The sequence below is a fragment of the Mesorhizobium sp. M5C.F.Cr.IN.023.01.1.1 genome (assembly GCF_003997585.1).
Taxonomy (GTDB): domain Bacteria; phylum Pseudomonadota; class Alphaproteobacteria; order Rhizobiales; family Rhizobiaceae; genus Mesorhizobium; species Mesorhizobium wenxiniae.
Genome location: NZ_RZSU01000109.1, coordinates 1 through 19287, shown reverse-complemented (window position 1 = coordinate 19287; position 19287 = coordinate 1). Strand labels below are relative to the sequence as shown.

Below are 19287 nucleotides of genomic sequence, written 5' to 3'. Positions count from 1 at the left end.
GTCGGGTTTGAGCCCTCATAGACGCGCTGCTCATGCGCGATGGCTTCGTCGACCGTAAACCGAGTTTCTGCGGATTGCATCGTAGACGGTTTCCCCTTCCGGTGTTTCCATGCCGCGTGAGAATACTGATGGCCCTATGCAGCATCAGCCAATCCACCTGCTTTGCACGCTCGCTCCAAGCAGTTGCTCCCTCTCGCCTTCAGCCTTGACTGGAGAGTTAGCCGATCGACGGTCATTCCACGAAGGCGGTGCGAACACGGCGACGCATGATCGACAGCAGGCTTACCCCCCACGAGCAGAAGGATGTGAAAGGCGGCCCAGAGCCCGTGCTTCCCGAACATCTGCCCGAAGTCGAACAAAGCGGCGATAAAGACCGCGAAAGACGTGCGACCAATTGGCGCCGATGAAGACCCTGTCGGCGCTCTCGAACCCGCCGAGAGGGGCGAGTTCTGGCTGGCTGGGCGCCGTGATTTGGCGACGGCGGAGCGGCGAGCGCGGATGGGTAATGGCGGCCCGACCCCCAAGACATCGAAGGCAGCCCAAGCAATGTCATAGATCGCCACTCTCAGCCAGCATAGTCATTCATCATCCACCTTATGATCTGCACATCCGGGGGTAAAAATATCACTACAGCGGTACCATGCGACTTATTGCGAGATATTGTTTAAATTTTTTTTACGTTGCTGAGCTGCTCGTGAAGAAGAGCGACCATCCGGAGATCCTCTGCCGCACAGAGAGACTGATCGCACAGAGCAATTGCCTGAAAGAAGCTCGGGGCCCCGAGAATGCCCTATGCGGCAAAACGCTCCACTACTTGAGCCACGACAATGGGCGCGTCTCCCACATTGGTGTCCGGCCAGACCCGTGCGCGTTTTTTTGGGAAAGCACCTGGGACGAAATAGGAGAGGCCCGCGCTTGCAACATAGATAGTCGCTGCAACGCCCTCGAAATTGCGATTGAAGTGGAACTGCGACTTCATGACGACAAAGTCCTGCTCGCTGATCTTGATGCCGTGGGATTCGAAAATGGCCCGATCGACGATGAATCCTGGCTTTGACGTGGCGATAACAAGGAAACGGCTGTCAATCTCGATGAGGGCCGTCTTTCCCATGGAAGCGGATTCGCTGGCAAAATTGGGTCCGATGAGTTTGATATCCTTGTTGTTGAGCAGCTTGACCACGCCTTCGACCTCGAAGGGCAGAAAAAGCGGGGTCATCTTGCCGCCTAGACGCATCTTGATTTTTGCACCGACTCCGGCGGCATGTGCCTGGGCGACGGTTTCCGGATCATTGACCGTCATTGCGCCCTGGAGCTTCACAGGATGGTTCAGTGCGGCCTTCAGGATCAAGGTGCTGTCCCCCGGCGCGCCGGCCAGCGTCCGGTCACCAAGATCGGCAAGCGCCTTGGTAATGCCGCTCTTGTCCTTCGCAGTCGCATCCAGGGCCTCTGCGATCGTCACGGTTTCATCCTTGAAGCACTCGCGCAGATCCCAGAACTCCTGGGCGTAATCCTCCACGATTGCCTTTGCTTGCGCATATGGCCCGTTGCTCAGTATCACAGCGGCCTGACCCATGTCCGTTAGATCCGCAAAGCGATAGGCGTTGTAGATGCTAAGGTCCACCACTGGCGCTTCCGACTTCTCGAGCGCACGGGCACGTGCGTGCATTTCCTTAAGTGGGCTGAGATGAGTTTCGAGCCTGCCTGGGGCAATCATTCGGGTTTTCGCGAAGGTATAGACCGGGCGCAGACGGCCTTCGAGGACATCGAAAACCAATCTGACGACCTTCTTGCCATTGTCGTAGTAATCGTCATGGGGATTGTTCTTGCAGGCGATGCAGATGTCGGCTGCCTTCAACATCTGCGGCGTGATATTGGCATGAAGGTCGAGACCAACTCCGATGACTGCGTTTCCGCCGATGGCGCAGCGAATGTAGGAGAGGAAATCACCTTCCGCATCTTCGAACTCAGTCGTGGACATCGACCCATGCAGGTCGAGGACAATCGCATCGGGCGCGAGCTTCTTGAGTTCCTCGCCCCAGAACTGGCGTTGCTCAATGTAGAAATCATGATCGATGGCCCCGCTCGGGGCGACCATCGAATCTGAAACGGGAAGGATTTCAATATTAGCGCGTGCGATCAAGGCGTCGACAATCCCACCGAGCGTGGTGCCATTTCCCTTGGCCGCCTCGATCACAGTTTCGCCGCGAACAACCGTAATATCTGCCGCCGCTGTCGCAGGCGCATACCCGTGCGATTCATGAAACAGGCGTCCGACTGCTATGCGCTTCATAATCTTATATTTCCTCCTGAACGTCAGGCTTTGATCACCAGGGACTTCGCGGCTACTTTAGTGGGTCAGCGTCCAAGGACACCAAGTGCAAGTGCGATAAGACTGGGCGGGTGGTGACCCGCAACAGGGTGCGCCGGGGACAAGTGCTTGAGTTCTTAAGGGCCCGCAGGACGCTCCTGTTCGCCAGGGGTCGCAAATGGTGTAATCGACCAATCGATTAAGTCGACGGCACGCTGAAGTATCGCCTCTGTCTGAGCACGGCTGGGTGAAGCGGCGATGACATATCCGATCCAGTCTCGGAGATCGCCTTTCCTGACGATTGGCGTCTTGGGTTCAACATAGAATTTGACCTCGGCTACACCTGGTATGGCAGCCGCTCGACTGTCGCCGCCGATCCAATCGAGGGTGCCATCGCGATCAGGAACGAGGAACCGCGCGGCCGCAGTCTGCGAGTGCCTTCTGTGCAAATCCCATTCGTCGCCGATGACTAGCTTGATGTGCTCGGCGATGAGATCGACACCGTAAGCCAACTGAGTCAGTTGGGGAGTGGGCGTGCCATGAAGCCGCGGATTGACTTCAATGACGACTGGGCCACGCTTCGTCCACCGGAATTCAATGCCCGTTGGCCCCCAACCAAGGCCGAGAGCTCGCAAACAGCTCAGCGAGACATCGGTGATGCGCTTATGCTCGTCATCAGTCAGCGGGGCCGGAAAGGTCCACTCCCGACCGACAAAATGCGGTAAGGGGCCGGAGTCAGCGGTCCCAATTCCAATGATCTGATCTCCCATGATGTCGGCCCAATAAAGGGGTCCTTGTACGAATTCTTCGACCAGTATCCTCGGCGAGGACCGCCAAATGTGCTGCCCGCCCAACAGATAGGTCGTATGTTCGGCTACCTCATCGAGGTTGCGGCACAATCGGACACCTCTGCTGCCGGCACCTACCGCTGGTTTAAGAACCACCGGCAGGCCGATCTCCGCAGCAGAACTTTCCACCTCCGTCGCATCCGCTGCCAAGCGATAAATAGGTATTGCAACACCGGCCTCCGCGAGAAGCTGACGTTGAGTGAATTTGTTGCAGCATCGTTCAATGGATGTGGGGTTCGGTCCCGGCAAATCGAAATAGCGGCAGAGCATGCCAACTGTCGCGTAGAACGGGTCCCCGGCGCACGTAATGCCAGCAATGTCATAAATCGCACGTAGCCGAGAACATTCGCGGATCAGCGCATCCAGATTGTCTGTATCGACACGGATTGCCTCAACGTCATCCGCCGCAAGATAGCCGTACCGAGCTGGATCAGCCGACAGCGTAATTGGATGAAGACCAGAATGCCGAGCCGCTTGGACGTATAGTGGACCGTTATACCTTGAACCTTCAAGCAGGATGAGTGCTCTTCTTGCCATTGACCGTTGACTCCGAGGTTGCGTGCTGTGCTGCGGTCCGAGCGCACATCGGCGAAAGCTTTTTCAGCGTGCCTGATCTCAGACCTAGTAGTGAACGTACCATCGTCAGCGATTTGCGGTCGCAAAGATTCTGTAAACTTACTTTAAGGATCTGTTGCAACAGATTAGTCATCGGCCCTTGTCCGACTTTTGCGATCCGATGCTGGTGCCGTCGCTTAGTCGTTTCGATTGAGATAATCTTTGAGCTTCGTTGCTAGGACGCGCACATGAGGCGGAGCGACCATCGTGTAATGGTCACCTGGCACCTCATGAATTTCCAGGCGCGCCCGCGCGAATTGCTTCCACCCAAGATCGCCAGCAGGTTCATTAGTGGATGTGCGCAGACCCTTCTTGGCTGCAAAAAGAACGGACCTGCTGTCGTTGAGCCGAGGCGTATATTCACGGAGCGCAATTTTATTTGCCTCGGCAACTGCCAGGATATTATTGAGCTGCGTTTCGCCCATGTCGGGTACGTTGCCTGCTTGCATTCCGAAATCCAGCAATGCCGTGGCATGACACTCACGTTTGATGGAATTCAGCTTTCGCCAATGTTTCTTCAGCGCGGGAAAAAGGACGCTCAATATGACCGCTTGCTCGCTAAGCCAGTGCGGAATACGGCGGTTGCCGAGCAGGCGGTGATACCGGTCTGTGTGCTCTTCATCCTTGTGAAGCGCTTTGGCATCGAGCAGCCCAACTACTGCTACCTCGTCACCAGCATCGTGCAATTGACAGGCCATTTCCCAAGCAATGCTACCGCCCATGGACAACCCGGCGAGCTGATAAGGGCCGCGCGGTTGAACGCTCTTGATAGCCTCTAAATATTCCCGCGCCATCTCCGGAATGCTCAGGTGAGGTCTTGCCTCACCATTCAGACCGCGCGCCTGCAGGCCGAATAGCGGCTGGTCCGTGCCAAGTGCCTTAGCAAGAGGCGTATATAGGACTACATGTCCGCCAAAAGGGTGGGGGCAAAACAGAGGCGTCCGTGAACCGCCGGTTTGTATCGGCACCAATGCGTTCGGACGCGCGCCTCTTCCTGTCTTCGATAGGGCCATGGCGAGCCCACTTGGTGTCTGGTGTTCAAGCAGCAGGGAGACAGCCAATCTCTCTCCTGTGAGCTGCTCGATGCGATCGATGACGCTTAAGGCGCTCAACGAATCGCCACCAAGATCAAAGAAGCTGTCGGTCAAGGCAACGTCATCCAAGCCCAAAATGTCCCGATAGACCGCCGCAATTTGGCGGTCGAAAGCTGGCTCTCCAGACATCTGAGCCACAATCGGGCTGCGTGATTCTTCGTTTCCAGGCGGGGAATCGACGGATACGGCTGTAATATTAGGCTGATTCAAATCGGCATTTTGTTCCTGCCCCTTGGTGACGACCGCATCGAGCCAGTAACACTTGCGATCAAAAGGATAAGGCGGGAGGGGGATACGCTGCGGGGGCTTATGATCGTGCAGGCCAGACCAATCTGTGCGAACGCCGCAAGTCCAAAGCTTGCCCAATGTCTGTAACAGTTTCAGGCGATCGCCTTGCCCATGATCGCCTCCTGGCAAGGCCGCAAAGGCGATGGGGCTGCGCAGGTTGATCTTTGACTTAAACCGCTTGGAATGTCCCGTCAGGGCTGCGCCAGGCCCCATCTCAATGAACCACTCGTGGCCCGATTGCACTAGCCGATCGAAGGCCTGATGGAATTGCACCGTCTCTCGCAGGTTGCGGACCCAATAGCTGCTATTGAGCCGCACGTTCGGCTCAAGCCAGTCACCGAGCACCGTTGACATGAAAGGCATTTGCGGCGCGTGCAAATCGACTTGTTCTGCATCAATCTTAAACTCCGGCAGGATTGGATCGAGTAGGGATGAATGCACGGCATGACTTGCACGTATTCGTTTACTCCCAATCGATCTCGCCTCCAATCGCTCATGAAACGCTTCGATCTCGGATGCGGCCCCCGAAACGACGCACTGACGTGGACCATTTATTGCTGCCAATGAAAGGCGTTCGTTCCAATAGGGCTGGAGCTCTTCCGGCGACAGGCTGACTGCAACAATCCCGCCGGCAGGCACACGCGACGTTAACTGTCCTCTTATCAACGTCAGTCGAATAGCATCGGGTAACGAGATGATGCCCGCAAAATGAGCAGCTGCATATTCGCCGATGCTGTGGCCGATCACAGCTGCAGGGATAATGCCCCACGACATGAAGAGCTTCGTCATTGCATATTGCGTAGCAAAGATGACAGGCTGTATGACGGCTTTCAGCCGAGACTCAAGCTCGCCATCAGATTTGCCTTCGCAGTAGAGCAGGGGGCGGAAATCAATATGTGCGAGATCGTCAAGCCACTTTGCGCATTCATCGATGGCGTTGCGGAATACCGGCTCTTCTTCATAAAGCTCCCGACCCATTCCGATCTGTTGCCCGCCCTGGCCGGAGAACATGAAGACGATGCGGTGTTCACTGCTTGAGACCTCTCGCGATGCACCCGCCTGCAATGCTGCCTGATCGAGTTGGTCAGCCAGTTCCAACGGATCGGATCCGATGAAACTTGTGCGATATCTGAGAGCGGCTCGACCCTTTTGCAGGGTGTATGCGATATTTGCTGCGCCGTGCCGAACATCGCTTCGGCGCATAAAACCGGCCAGTTGCCGGAGCATTTCGGTTAGTGCAGACCCGCTCGCACCCGATACTGGAAACACGTGCAGCCTACGGCCGCCTTGTTCATCGTTCCGCGCCGGAGCCTCCTCGATAATCGCGTGCGCATTCGTGCCACCGATGCCAAATGAGCTGACCCCACCGCGCCTTGGCCCGCCGCCCTTGGGCCAAGCGGTGCAGGTCTTGTTTACGAACACCGGGCTCTCCTGAAAGTCGATATTTGGGTTGGGCTCATCGAGATGCAGGCTAGCGGGGAGGACGCCCTTGTTCAGCATTGTGGCGAGCTTGATCAATCCCGTTACACCCGCTGCGGCGTCGAGATGGCCGATATTTGTCTTCACCGAACCTATTGCGCAAAATTGTTTCTTGGCGGTGTGGGAACGGAAGGCCTTGGTCAGGCCGGAGATTTCGATGGGATCTCCAAGATAGGTTCCCGTACCATGCGCCTCCACATAACCAAGGGTGTCGGCAGAGACGTCAGCATCGGTGAGGGCAGCTTGAATCACTGCAGCCTGTCCGTCGGCGCTGGGGGCGGTGAAGCCTACCTTGGCGCCGCCATCATTGTTGACGGCGGTCCCCTTTATGACTGCCCAGATATGGTCGCCGTCTCTACAGGCGTCGCTCAGTCGCTTGAGAACGACGACCCCAGCTCCACTGCCTCTCACCGTTCCTTGTGCTTTAGCATCGAACGCACGGCAGTGGCCGTCAGGAGAAAAGATGTGGCCTTGCTGATGGAGATAGCCTTTTCCATGGGGCAGGGAAATTGATGCACCGCCGGCCAGCGCCATGTCGCACTCATTGCTGCGCAGGCTCTGGCAAGCGAGGTGGACAGCAACTAGCGAAGTGGAGCATGCCGTCTGAACTGACACGGTAGGGCCGGTCAGATTGAGCTTATAGGCGATGCGTGTCGCGGTGAAATCGTGGCCATTAAGAATGCGGATCTGCAACTTCTCTGAATCCAGCAGGTCGCGGCCTGCTTCTCGTTCAGCGAGATAGTGGTTGGCCCCCACGCCGGCAAAGACACCGACTCGGCCTTCTGCGTTCTCGCGCGATCCGTATCCCGCATGGTCGAGCGCCTGATACGCCGTTTCCAGCAGGATCCGCTGTTGCGGGTCCATCCACGCTGCTTCCTTAGGCGAGAAACCGAAAAACGCTGCATCAAACAGATCAACTCCGCTGATAACGGCTTCGCGCCTCACATAATTAGGCTTGCCAAAGGTATTCGGATCAACGCCAGATTCTCGCAATGTCTGTTCATCCAAGTCTGCGATGGACTCTATGCCATCGACCAGATTCTTCCAGAATTGATCGACGTTTTCCGCTCCCGGGAACCTGCCCGCCATGCCGATGATCGCGACGGCATTGCCGTTCTGTTCGAGCTTGCTTTCGCTTGCGCCCACGCCAATTGGTTTCTTATGATACTGAGTGGGGCGAGGGGCGTCGGAAATTGCGGCCAAGTGCGCTGCGAGCGTTCTTATGGTGGGGTGCTCGAATAGATCCAGAATCTTGCAATCAATGCCCAAACGATCGTGGACACGCGCCTGAACCTGAACAATGGCCAGGGAATGTCCGCCAACATCGAAGAAATTGTCTTCAACGCCAACCGAGTCCAGCTTCAGGACGTCCTTCCAGATCTCAGCCACTTCCGTCTGCAACCCATCGGTCGGTAATGTTACGGCCTTTAATTTCGATGCGTTTCTCGGCTCGGGAAGAGCGCGCCGATCGATCTTGCCGCTACGATTGGTTGGTAGCTGAGGGAGGAACACGAACTGTGATGGAACCATGTAGCCAGGCAGCGCGGCGCGCAGGAAAGCCTGAAGTTCATCGATATCCTCCGAACTTTCCGGTCGTCTCACCACGTACGCTGTTAAGCTCGCATTATCGTCGAATCGGTCTCTCAGCGTGACGCAGCACGCTCTGACGTTTTCGTGCTCCATCAGACACTGCTCAATTTCGGCAAGCTCAACCCGCATGCCGCGGATCTTGATCTGTCCGTCCTTTCGGCCCAGGAACTCAATCGTGCCATCTGCCCGATATCGGGCCCGATCCCCAGTCCTGTAGAGCCTGGATTGCGGCTCATCGTCGAACGGGTTTGGCCGAAAAAGCTCGCCCGTGAGTTTATCGCGATTGATGTAGCCACGGGCTATGCCGACGCCCCCAATGTAAAGCTCACCGATTGCGCCGACCGGTGCCGGATTGCCATAGCGATCGAGGATGTAAGCCTTGCAATTGATGGCGGGGCGCCCAATGGGTGGCCTTCGCCCGTCGGCGGTCACCTCGGTCCTTATGCAATAGACGGTCGTTTCGGTAGGCCCATAGGAATTGAAGATGCGGCGGTTCTGCCCCCATCGCTCAATGAGGCTCGACGGCAAGGGCTCTCCACCTGACTTGATCACGGTGAGATCAGGAAGATCAGTCGACGGCAAGGAGGTCCACGCTGTCGGCGTAAGACCGGCAGCGGTAATGCGCTCACGGCGCATGAACTCGACAAGCTCTGCTCCGGGCAGCGACGCTGATGGGGGCGCGAGGCACAATCGACCACCAGAAGATAAGGCCAGCATGAAATCAAACAGGGATGCATCAAATCCGCAGGAAGCGAACTGCAATACTCGGCTATCCGGCCCCAACTGATAAGTGCGCTTTAGGTCCTCCGCCATGTTGCAGGCGCTGCGATGTTCAATCCTCACGCCTTTCGGCTTACCCGTGGAACCAGACGTATACATTACGTAGGCCAAATCGGAGGGACCGGCGGGGCAGTGCGGAGGCGTGATTTCATGTTGAGCAATTTCGGTACCGTCCTTGTCGAGGAGAACCACCGCGCATCCATTCGCAGCTTCAATTTTTAGCCTGGATAGGGCTCCGCCGAACGCCTGTTCTGTAAGCTCTGCTTTGCTGATCACTGCAGTGGCGTCAGCGTCCCGCACCATGAAGCGCTGGCGCTGCGGCGGGAGTCGCGGATCGAGAGGAAGATAGACGGCCCCCGCTTTCAAGACCGCTAGAAAGCCGATGATGAGATCGCACGAACGCTCAACGAGAACGCCGACCACGTCTCCAAGGCGGACACCTTTTGAAATCAGATGATGGGCAAGCCTGTTTGCCCTTTGCTCAAGTACGGCATAGCTGAGTGCCTCCAATGGGCAGCTGACCGCGATATTATCCGGGTAAGCGGCAGCCTGTGCTTCGATCAGGTTGTGCAGGCAAGTGTCGGACGGAAAACGTGCAGCTGTGTCGTTAAAATCATGCAGGAGCTGGTGCTCCTCCTCTGGCGTCAGAAGACCATAGTCGCCGATCCGTCGCGCTGGCGCATCTGCAATCGCCTCAAGCAACAAATGATAGTGCTTTGCTAGCCGTTCGATGCTGCTGCGATCCCACAAATCCGCATTGTATACGACGTAGAGGCGGGTACTTTCTTTGCTGGCCAGAATTCGAAAATCAAGATCGATCCAGACGTCGGTCTCGCAAAATCGGATTTGCGCGGGCAAGCCGGAGAGGTCGATGTCGCATGGCGTGAAGCCAAGAGAACTCACCGCCTCCGGCGTGAAGTTGAAAACTGCTTGTGCGAGCGGATTGCGATCAGGTGTAGGGGGGAGCTTGAGCTTCTCCAGCAGCAGGGGAAGAGGAAAATACTCGTGACTGCGCGCGCCGCGCATGAGCTGACGCACTCGCTGCAAATGGTCGAGGAAAATGGGATTTCCGGAAAGATCCTGCCGTAGGGCCGCCAGGGTCACAAAGTAGCCGAAGGTCCCCGAAAAATTTCCTGCCGGACGGCCGAGGCGCGGCACGTAAAGGGTGATGTCGTCCTGGTCGCCATAACGATGCAGCAGAACGTAATAGGCAGCAAGCAGAACGGTGGCGAGCGTCACTTTTTCTTTGTGCGCTAGTCCCTCCAAGCGCGCGACCAGCGGCATCTCGATATTCACGGAGATAACTGACCCGGTGTGCGTGGCAAGTGCAGCTCGTGGTCTGTCGGTCGGAAGGGCCAAGTCAGGTTCATGTTCAACAAACTGGCTGCGCCAGTAGGCCCACATGCGTTCTCCGTCGTCGCCGGCCAGGAGGCGCTCTTGCCAGGCTACGAAGTCCCCGTAAGAAGCCGCCGTTGTCAGATCCGGCATATTCATGTCGCCGCAGAACGCCTGGTATAGCCCGCCGAACTTGTGGAGGAAGGTGCGTATGCTGTAGCCGTCGGAAATTATGTGATGGAAATTGAGGAGAAGAACCTCTTCTGTGCCACTGCCGATGAACAGGTGAGCGCGAAAGACCGGCCCACGTTCCAGATCGAAAGGCGAGCGAGCTTCCGCTGCGATGGAGTGATGGAAGTCCGCCTCTTCGAGACCTTGTAGCCGAACGACATCAAAACTCAGAAGGGCTGTCTCATGAACGCGCTGAACGATCTGCTCGCCTTCCCGGTGAAAGGTCGTGCGCAGCATCTCATGGCGGTCGATCAATGATTGGAGCGCGCGCCGCAAGGCATCAACGTCGAACGATGCCTTTATGCGCAGCTCGACTGGCAGATTGTATTCGCTACCGGTCGGTCGTTTTTGATGATGCAGCCAAAGGCCCATCTGGGCATGCGACAGCGGACGCGTAGCATAATCCATTGCTTTCTCCAGCCACATAATTGTGGGGAGAACCTAGCCATCTTCTCTTGGAAACGGTTTGAATTTTCGGAGAATTAACGTGTCGTTTATATGAACCTGTCGTATTACGGAATACATATTCACCCGAAATAAGAAGCAGATGCCATTGCAACGAGGACCCTAGGATTATCAACCCGTTTCGCGCTCGTTCAAGTGGTTTCATATATCTTTACACATCGCGAGCCGTCGGCAGCGTAGAAGCAGACCTAGAATAGTCAGCAACGACGACCCACGCCACTAAGGCAGCTAAAGGGTGTGAACGGCCAAAGCGTCAAAATGATTTGACCGTCGTGCTGATCAGGCAAGGGCGTGTGGTGGAGCACGCTGTGATGCATGCACTCGAATAGGCAGACGGGCACAATCGACGTTTGGGTTTTCCGGCATGCACAGCTGACGATCCCGACGTTGCACATGCGCGAAGTGCTATGTCCGGCTGAGCGGGAACGGGCAGAAAAAATCCGTCACTCAGACCTGCGCCTTTCGTATCTTCAGGCAAAGTTTGCTTTTCGAACTATCCTTGCTGCGCACTTACATGTTCCGCCGAGAGATCTCCAGATAACCGTTTCGCGGTTCGGCAAGCCCCTGTTACCGGCACACAACATTGAAGTGAGTCAGTCTCATAGCCATGACTGGTCCGCCGTCGCCGTATCAGCCACCGGCTTCGTCGGGATAGATATTGAGCGTTGGCGCCCCCTGGCAAATTGCCTGCAATTGGCTTGCCACATTATGACCGACCAAGAGGCAAGGACTTTTGAAGAGATTCCGAGCGAGTTGACTGTGCCGAAGTTCCTGGAGCTCTGGACCAGAAAAGAGGCCGTACTGAAATGCGCGGGTCTTGGTCTCCGCCAAGACCCGCGTGGCCTTCATACAGGCTGGGGTGAGCCGGCCGTGCAATTTGGCGGGCTGCAATATTACCTCAACGCGCTCCCAGTCTGCGGGCAGTTGGTAGGGCATTTAGCGTCGCATGCTCCCCAAAAGATCATCATGCGCAGCCCTGCCATCACAATTGGACGCTTGGCCGAAATGCCGTGCTGCCGCCTTCCAAACTACGGCTAGGAAAAGCTGGGCTACCGCCTGTGTGTCGGACGAGTGTGTGTGTCCGAGGGCACCTGCCAACCGGCTAAGCTACGCAGGGACTATTCAGCGCCCAAGTGGCGGAGGAAAACAAAGCCGGCGGCTATTAGCTCGTTTGCAAGGAATGAATTAAGGGACATGGCAGGACCGCACGCTGCGGATCAGGTTGCGAGAGCCGAATTCGGATTGAAGGCCTACGTCGCCTGCTCGCGTATCATGCGAACCATCTCGATCGCTGGGAGATGGCACCGGCGCTGGCGACCACCTGGAGCCGAGCATCGGCATACGCGGGCGGTTGATACGCCGATGGCTCTGCTCGATGCGGCTCCGGATTGGCTTCAGCTGGTGCCCGGAGCGATCCTGCCAAGGATTCGTGGTTTCGCAGGAGATAATCGCTTATTGGTTCTGACTGCCATCGACGCGGTCGGGCCGGCCATGACGGTTCGGCGCTCTCTTGAAGAAGGACCTCGCTGCCAGCGGACCGCAGTGCTCGGCCAGCGAGAACTACCGTGTCGCCCACGCTGTCGGTGGGCGATGGAAATACTTCCACTGGCTACGATGCTTGCGATAGGTTTCGTCGACATGCCATCTACCGGTACGATCACTGACCGGTCAAATCGGCGCCCCCGGAACACAACCCTCCGAATTTGTCGAGACGCTCCGCGCCACAGCGCCGGTCGTCAAAGCGGTTGCAACAGATCCTGAACTAATACTACAGTTGCGGATCAATTGACTTTGTGATTCCCTTCGACAGGTTATGGAGGAGGGGGCCATGTCTGTCGCTTCGTGGTCAGGGTCGTTGTTGGCTGGGGAGCAGGAGCTCACGGCGCTGAAAGCGCGGGTTGGGCGGGTGCTTCCTCGTCGTGAGCTGCGGGAGACGGGCGCAGATTTCCTTGACGGCCTTCTTTCCGGCATTGAGCGCAAGACAGGCTGGCTGATGGCTGAGCAGTCCGGAGCGGAGCGGCCCTATCGGATGCAGTCGCTGTTGGGGCGCAGCCACTGGGACGCGGATCGGCTCCGAGACGAGGTTCGCGATTATGTGGTGGAGGCGTTGGGCGATGAGGATGGCGTCCTGATCGTCGATGAGACGGGATTTGTGAAGAAGGGCGATCGTTCCGCCGGTGTCGCGCGTCAGTACTCGGGAACGGCGGGGCGGATCGAGAACAGCCAGATCGGCGTGTTCTTGGCTTACGCGAGCCGCTACGGCCAAGCGCTGGTCGATCGTCGCCTTTATCTGCCGGAGAGCTGGACAAAGGATCGGGCGCGATGTGCCAAGGCGTCGATCCCGGAGACGGTCGAGTTTGCGACCAAGCCGAAGATGGCGCGCGCCATGGTCGAGGCGGCGCTCGATGCCGGCGTCCCGTGCGCTTACGTTCTGGGCGACGCTGTCTACGGGGCGGACAGTAGCCTTCGCCGGATGCTAAAGCTCGCGAGCAGCCCTATGTCTTGGCGGTTCGAGGCGCTCACTTCATGCGCCGTGGAGGGGATCGTCGGTTTGAGGAAACCTCGCCCGAGGAACTGGCCAGCGAGTTCGCGCCCGAGGACTGGGTCTGTCATGCGGCAGGTGAAGGCGCCAAAGGGCCTCGGCTCTACGACTGGGCACGCATCCGCCGCCCTTGGACGTCAAAAGGCGGCTTCGAGCATTGGCTTCTCGTCCGCCGCAAGCGATCGACATCCGGAGAAAAAGCCTACTATCTGGTCTTCGCCCCGCCCGGATCCGCCTTGGCGGCAGTAGCCGGCCTACGCTGGGCGGTCGAGGAGTGCTTTGAGCGCGCCAAGGATGATCTCGGACTTGATCATTGCGAGGCTCGGTCCTGGCACGGATGGCATCGCCACATGAGCCTGTGCATGGCCGCCCTGGCGTTCCTCTCCAAGCTATCGGCTGATCTTCGCCGCAGCGCATGGAGCTAACCGAACGAAACGAGTCCAAAGGAGCCAATCGCCGCCTGATCCGGATGGCTGCGCTAGTCCCGAGCGTCCCCGAGATCCGCTATCTCCTCGCCCGGATCCTCATCTTCCCACCGACACAAAAGCCCTTCATCATCGCCTGGTCGCTATGGCGACGACGACATCAGGCCGCGGCCGCAATCTGTCACTACAAACGCCGAGGACATCCGCAACTGTAGTACTAAATTTAAATTTACAGAATCTTTGCGACCGCAAATCGCTGACAATGGTACGTTCACTACGATGTCTGAGATCAGGCACGGCTGAAAAAAGCCTTTGCCGATGTACGCTCGGACCGCCGCACAGCACGCAACGTCGGAGACAACGGCCAATGGCAAGAAGAGCGCTCATCCTGCTTGAAGTTCAAGGTATAATGGTCCGCTATACGTCCAAGCAGCTCTGCAACTTGGCCTTCGTCCAATTGTCCTGTCGGCTGATCCAGCTCGGCATGACTATCTTGAGGCCGAAGGCATTGAGGCAATCCGTGTCGATACAGCCGATCTCGAAGCCCTGATCCGCGAATGCTCCCGGCTGCATGCAACCTATGACATTGCTGGCATTACGTCCGTCGGGGCCCGAACGAGGAGATGAGGAAACGAACCGCTTGACAATCATCGCCCCATACAGGTGTAGCTCGCCGGTGGTGAAGCCGCTCGCGAGCGCCCCTCAACAGCGCGGCAAGCCAGGGAGCGGGTAGCGGTGGTCATCGATGTTCTTCGGTAGGGTTGGGTTGCTGACACACCCTGATTCGAAGAAAGCACCGATGACCAACGACATGATGGACCCTGCGCGGGCTCGTGGAGAAGACCCCCGAGGCCGATATCCTGCGCGAGATGATCGGCTTTGCCGCCGAGCGGCTGATGGAGATGGAAGTGGGCGCGGCGACCGGCGCGGCTCATGGCGAGAAGAACCCGCAGCGGCTCGTCTAGCGCAACGGCTATCGCGACAGGGACTGGAGACGCGAGCCGGCACGGTCGAGCTACGCATCCCTTTGCTGAGTCAGCGGTGCCCCCATCAGCGGAATGGCTCGGCTCACGTCCCGGCAGGGACACCTTAAGCGTTCAGGTTTTGAACGCTATCCGGATTTATGCGGCGGCTCCAGCATTCGGATTAAAGAGCTCGCCGGTCTTAAGCATCGTATGCATTATAACCGCCAGTTTGCGCGCCACAGCCACGGCAGCTCTTTTGAAGCCGATCCTCTCCCGGAGCTGCAGACCCCACGTGCGCAGAGTGCTGTCGGTTGAGCTGCGCGTCAGAATGACCGTCGCAGCTTCGTAGAGAAGCCCTCGCAAATGACGATCGCCCCGCCGGGATATGTGGCCATCATAGTCGACCTCTCCCGATTGGTAGCGGCGTGTCGTCAGGCCGATCCACGCGCCAACCGATCGGGATTTCCTGAAGTTGTCCGGCTCCTCAATGGCTGTGGTAAGGAGGTTGCGGTGATCGCACCGAAGCCGGGAATCGACATGAGGATGCGGCAAGCCTGTCCGCGCGTCCCGGACCAACTGGCGTCCGAGTTCGGCGGCGCGGATGCGAATGCCACGCCAGTCTTCCAGCATCGGAAGCACGATCGATTGCAAGTCCGTCCTGATCGGCAAGAAGGCTCCGGACCGTTCTTCTCGAAGGTGCTTCCGTCGGCGCCTGGCTTGGCCTGACGACCCGACGATACCAATCGGGAGAGGTCGACTATGATGGCCACATATCCCGGCGGGGCGATCGTCATTTGCGAGGGCTTCTCTACGAAGCTGCGACGGTCATCCTGATCCGCAGCTGCGCCGACAGCAGCCTGCGAACATGGGGTCTAAAACTCCGGGAGAGGATCGGCTTCAAACGAGCCGCCGTTGCCGTAGCCCGCAAACTGGCGGTGACAATGCATGCGATGCTCAAGACCGGCGAGTTCTTCGACCGGACCGCTGGAGCGACAGCGTGACGGCTTTGAGGATCGCGTTCAGTCTCTGAGCGCGCCGAGACGTCCCTGCCGGGGGGCGTGGACAGAGCCATTCCGCTAGATGGGGTCGCACCGCTGGCTCAGCTGAGTGCGTCGAATACATTGAAGGCTCTCCCCGCGAAGCTCCATCATGCGGCAACCGATGTTGACCGCGAAGACAACCCTGCACCCCGGCACACGCGTCTTAGGACGTGCAGATACTTGACGTCACCATTGCGATTAGACAACCCATCTCTTCCGTAAACCGCTTTCTCTTCATCAGTCCGTCCTTCAATCGAGGCCGGACTCTAATCTCAGATGGAGGAAATCACCCGTGGCAGGTCAGGCGCTGACCGCCATCCAGGAGGCTACGTGCAGGGCATCTCAACGCGCTCGGTCGACGACCTGATCAAGGGAATGGGCGCGAGCGGCGTCTCCAAAAGCTGCCAAGCCTTCCCATTCTACTCCGCGGGTCGGGAAAGCACGATCCTCATGCGTATCTGTGGATCGATGCGACCTACCTGAAGGTGCGCCGCGGCGGGCCACCTCGAAAGGCCAACACAAATGGCAACAAGAGCACTCATCCTGATTGAGGGCAAATACCGGGCAATGGTCTGCTCTACGTCCAAGCGGCCCGGCGAATCTAATGGCAGGCTGACCAAAAATCAGAAGTCAGATATGTCTGAAAACTGGCTCGATTTACCGTCATGTCGCCGCATCGGACCGTCTCGGTCTTCATCCAAACGGCCCTGTCGGCTGATCCAGCTCAGTACGACTACATTGCGACGGAAGCCACTGAGGCGATCCGTGTCGATACGCTTTGTTCTACGGATGAACGATTTGGCGCCGAAATGGTATGGAATGGGGGAACCGCGTCCTCCTGATCTCGGATCTCCACCATGCCGTTCGAGGCTAGCCGCTCGCCGTCACTGCATCCCGAAGCAGCAATACCGAGTGGCGAATTGGGCGGAGTGTGACTCTGCCTTGCGCCAGTGCGGGAGTCTCACCGTCTGGTTTCTGACGAGGCGATTGCCGGCTGGCGGGCCGAGCCCCGCACGACACAAGGCGCTTAGAACATATGGGCGAGAGCGAAGCGAGCACCAAAACCACGGCCGCGGGCGCTCTGGAGGAAGAAGCTTATCGACTCATCCGCAGCGCGCTGATCAATAGCGATTTCACGCCGGGCAGTAAGTTTTCCATTGGGGGCGTCTGCGCGGCATTATCGCTGAGCCCCATGCCGGTACGCGCAGCCCTACCCGCCTGGTCAACGAGCGAGCGCTGGATGCCAAGCCATCGGGAACGGCCGTGGTGCCGCGCATGACGCGGCGCGAGTTTTCCGAACTGACGGCGATGCGCCTGCAATTGGAGCCGCTGGCGCTGACGCTTGCCGCGCCGCATCTGAAGCCCGCACAGTTCGAGCGGCTTGACGCCTTCGTGGCGCAGCATGAAGCCGCCCGGCTCGCCAGCGATCCGACAGGAGTGCGGCACGCCGATACCGGCTTCCTGTTCGAGCTCTACCGCTCCTCCGGTTCGGCCCTGCTGCTCAGCTTCATCGAGAACCTGTGGCTTCGCCGCAGCCCGATGTTGTGGGAGGCGCGCTGGGCGCTGCTGGGAAGCTCGCTGGGTCGGGCGCACCATCTGTTAAAAAAAGGCACTCGCCACCGGACTGCAGCGGTGATTCACTGCTTCGGAAGGGACTCGGAGATGACGAGTGCGCGGCGGCGACGATCGAACTGGCGAACTGTTCAGATCCTATGAGAAGGTGGATAGCGACCGGCGCGGTGGCAAAGTGAGGTCGCCAAAACATCTCACCTTGGAGGCTAAACATGCCAGTCGCTCGCCAACCGGAAACACCGACCGCTATCCGCACCCATCTTGGCGCAATTTTCGTGTCGTTGGAATTGAGCCGCTCAAAATGGCTGATCACGTCGCTGTTGTCGGGTGGCGGAGAGAAGATATCTGGCGCGGTTCGCCGAGCTCAAGCGCAGGGCTGAGGCGCGAAGCGGGACATACTTTCCGATCATCGTGATCCAAGAAGCGGGACTCGACGGCTTCTGGATTCACCGGGTACTGGAGGCCGAAGGGATTGAAAGGTACGTCGTCGATCCGGCGTCGATTGCGACCTCGCGCAGGCGGCGGCGGGCAAAGACCGATAAGATCGACGGCGAGGCGCTGGTGCGCGCGCTGCTCGCCTACAAGCGGGGCGAGCCGCGCGTGTGTGCGATGCTGCGGGTTCCCACACCCGAGGAAGAGGATCGTCGCCGTATAGCACGCGAGCGCAAAGCATTGACGAATGAGCGCACACGCCACATCAATCGCCTCAAGGGGCTGCTGTTTGCACTAAAGACCGGCGATGGTCGTCCGTTGCCTGTCCATCTCAAGCGGCAGATTGGCCGCGAACTCGACCGGCTCGAGCTGCTGATCGACCAGATCAAGGCGGTCGAGGTCGAGCGTGACGCCATGCTTGCTGCTGAGCAGGCCGTCTCGCCCGCCCCGGCGATGCTGCTTGCCCTAGGCATCGGACCGGAGTTTACCGCCGTCTTGTGGTCGGAAGGTTTGTCCCGCCATTACGATAACCGGCGACAGCTTGCCGCCTATGCGGGCCTGGCGGCGACGCCCTGGAAGAGTGGGGCGATCGATCACGAGCAGGGGGTGTCGAAATCCGGCAATCCGAAGCTGCGAACGACGCTGGTCCAGATGGCTTGGCTATGGGTGCGCATCAGCCGCGCTCGGCGCTCACCTATGGTTCAAGGAGCGGGTGAAGCAGAACAACGGCCGGCTGAAGAAGACGATGATCGTGGCGATCGCCCGCAAGCTGCTCGCGGCGCTGTGGAAATACGACAACGCCGGCGTTGTCATCGAGGGAGCGATCATGACAGTTGCCTAATGCGCCACACCCATCGAATTCTGCCATCTTCCAGGACCTGATCAGTCCTGGCGGATCCAAGGTGGACGAACCGGCGCTTCAAAAATCGTTGTCTCAGAATGGTCTCGTCCTCTTGAGCCCTTGTCCGCCGCAAACGGGATGTTGGTGCCGCTGCTTCGAACAGCGAAGTTGGATCTGGCTCGGGGAACGAGCCGCGTCATGCAATCGGGCTCAGATCATGGATACCGCAAACCAACCGATCCAAAAAGGGAAGCCAGCCTTGACACTCCTCATATAAGCTACGTGGACTTTGAAGCCCGGTTCGGCGCAACAGTAAGAAGCGAACTTCCGAGGATCTCGCTTAAGATGATCGAGGGCATGACGGGACCGCTGGAGGAGTGGATGGCTGCTGGCCGCTTCAATCTGGCAGTCCTGTATCGCACTGCCGAGAGCGTGGG

7 protein-coding genes and 8 pseudogenes are annotated in these 19287 nt (G+C 58.2%); 11 read left to right on the top strand and 4 right to left on the bottom strand.

All coding sequences use genetic code 11. The features are described from left to right. Positions 1–790: 790 nt before the first annotated feature. The 3 genes from EOA78_RS29275 to EOA78_RS29265 form a co-directional block, all read right to left on the bottom strand. A complete protein-coding gene (locus EOA78_RS29275; RefSeq protein WP_127318524.1) occupies positions 791–2290 on the bottom strand; it encodes a M81 family metallopeptidase in 1500 nt (499 codons plus the stop codon). Positions 2291–2445: 155 nt separating this feature from the next. Beyond that, positions 2446–3693 carry an acetyl-CoA carboxylase biotin carboxylase subunit family protein gene (locus tag EOA78_RS29270; RefSeq protein ID WP_127318522.1) on the bottom strand — a complete coding sequence of 416 codons (1248 nt, stop codon included), beginning with the start codon at positions 3691–3693 and terminating at the stop codon, positions 2446–2448. A 215-nt stretch (positions 3694–3908) separates the two neighbouring features. Next, positions 3909–10976 carry a non-ribosomal peptide synthetase/type I polyketide synthase gene (locus EOA78_RS29265; RefSeq protein ID WP_164783988.1) on the bottom strand — a complete coding sequence of 2356 codons (7068 nt, stop codon included), beginning with the start codon at positions 10974–10976 and terminating at the stop codon, positions 3909–3911. A gap of 450 nt (positions 10977–11426) precedes the next feature. Between EOA78_RS29265 and EOA78_RS29260 the strand changes: the two genes are divergently transcribed. The 5 genes and pseudogenes from EOA78_RS29260 to EOA78_RS29245 all read left to right on the top strand — a co-directional run. Next, positions 11427–12071 carry a 4'-phosphopantetheinyl transferase superfamily protein gene (locus EOA78_RS29260; RefSeq protein ID WP_164783987.1) on the top strand — a complete coding sequence of 215 codons (645 nt, stop codon included), beginning with the start codon at positions 11427–11429 and terminating at the stop codon, positions 12069–12071. Between the two features lie 901 nt (positions 12072–12972). Next, positions 12973–13824 (top strand): annotated as a pseudogene (locus EOA78_RS29255) (IS701 family transposase); the annotation flags it as partial. Beyond that, entirely contained in the window at positions 13785–14000 is a 216-nt protein-coding gene (locus tag EOA78_RS37425) for a transposase (protein WP_348628507.1), read from the top strand. The pseudogene EOA78_RS29255 and the gene EOA78_RS37425, both read left to right, overlap by 40 nt. A 367-nt stretch (positions 14001–14367) precedes the next feature. Continuing rightward, positions 14368–14603, top strand: a pseudogene (locus tag EOA78_RS37420) (hypothetical protein); the annotation flags it as partial. Between the two features lie 196 nt (positions 14604–14799). Next, positions 14800–15033: pseudogene (locus EOA78_RS29245) on the top strand (transposase); the annotation flags it as partial. A gap of 88 nt (positions 15034–15121) precedes the next feature. Here EOA78_RS29245 and EOA78_RS29240 read toward each other — a convergent pair. Beyond that, positions 15122–15607 (bottom strand): annotated as a pseudogene (locus tag EOA78_RS29240) (transposase); the annotation flags it as partial. A 59-nt stretch (positions 15608–15666) separates the two neighbouring features. Here EOA78_RS29240 and EOA78_RS29235 point away from each other — a divergent pair. The 6 genes and pseudogenes from EOA78_RS29235 to EOA78_RS37410 all read left to right on the top strand — a co-directional run. Further along, positions 15667–15966 (top strand): annotated as a pseudogene (locus EOA78_RS29235) (transposase); the annotation flags it as partial. Positions 15967–16332: 366 nt separating this feature from the next. After that, positions 16333–16505, top strand: a pseudogene (locus EOA78_RS37415) (IS256 family transposase); the annotation flags it as partial. A gap of 536 nt (positions 16506–17041) precedes the next feature. After that, the gene (locus EOA78_RS29220) at positions 17042–17284 is read left to right on the top strand and encodes a GntR family transcriptional regulator (protein WP_127318514.1); all 243 of its coding nucleotides are present in this window, start codon (positions 17042–17044) and stop codon (positions 17282–17284) included. Next, complete coding sequence (locus EOA78_RS29215) at positions 17269–17721, top strand: FCD domain-containing protein (RefSeq protein ID WP_206533524.1); 453 nt, start codon at positions 17269–17271, stop codon at positions 17719–17721. Before EOA78_RS29220 ends, EOA78_RS29215 begins: the two co-directional genes overlap by 16 nt. A 68-nt stretch (positions 17722–17789) precedes the next feature. Beyond that, a pseudogene (locus EOA78_RS29210) lies at positions 17790–18850 on the top strand (IS110 family transposase). Between the two features lie 309 nt (positions 18851–19159). After that, a pseudogene (locus EOA78_RS37410) lies at positions 19160–19287 on the top strand (LysR family transcriptional regulator); the annotation flags it as partial.

What these genes read in the sequence shown, in the direction of transcription:
- EOA78_RS29220 (WP_127318514.1), top strand. Translation starts at nt 17,042, where the DNA reads ATGGGCGAGAGCGAAGCGAGCACCAAAACCACGGCCGCGGGCGCTCTG.
- EOA78_RS29260 (WP_164783987.1), top strand. Translation starts at nt 11,427, where the DNA reads ATGCGCGAAGTGCTATGTCCGGCTGAGCGGGAACGGGCAGAAAAAATC.
- EOA78_RS29270 (WP_127318522.1), bottom strand. Translation starts at nt 3,693, where the DNA reads ATGGCAAGAAGAGCACTCATCCTGCTTGAAGGTTCAAGGTATAACGGT.
- EOA78_RS29275 (WP_127318524.1), bottom strand. Translation starts at nt 2,290, where the DNA reads ATGAAGCGCATAGCAGTCGGACGCCTGTTTCATGAATCGCACGGGTAT.
- EOA78_RS29265 (WP_164783988.1), bottom strand. Translation starts at nt 10,976, where the DNA reads ATGGATTATGCTACGCGTCCGCTGTCGCATGCCCAGATGGGCCTTTGG.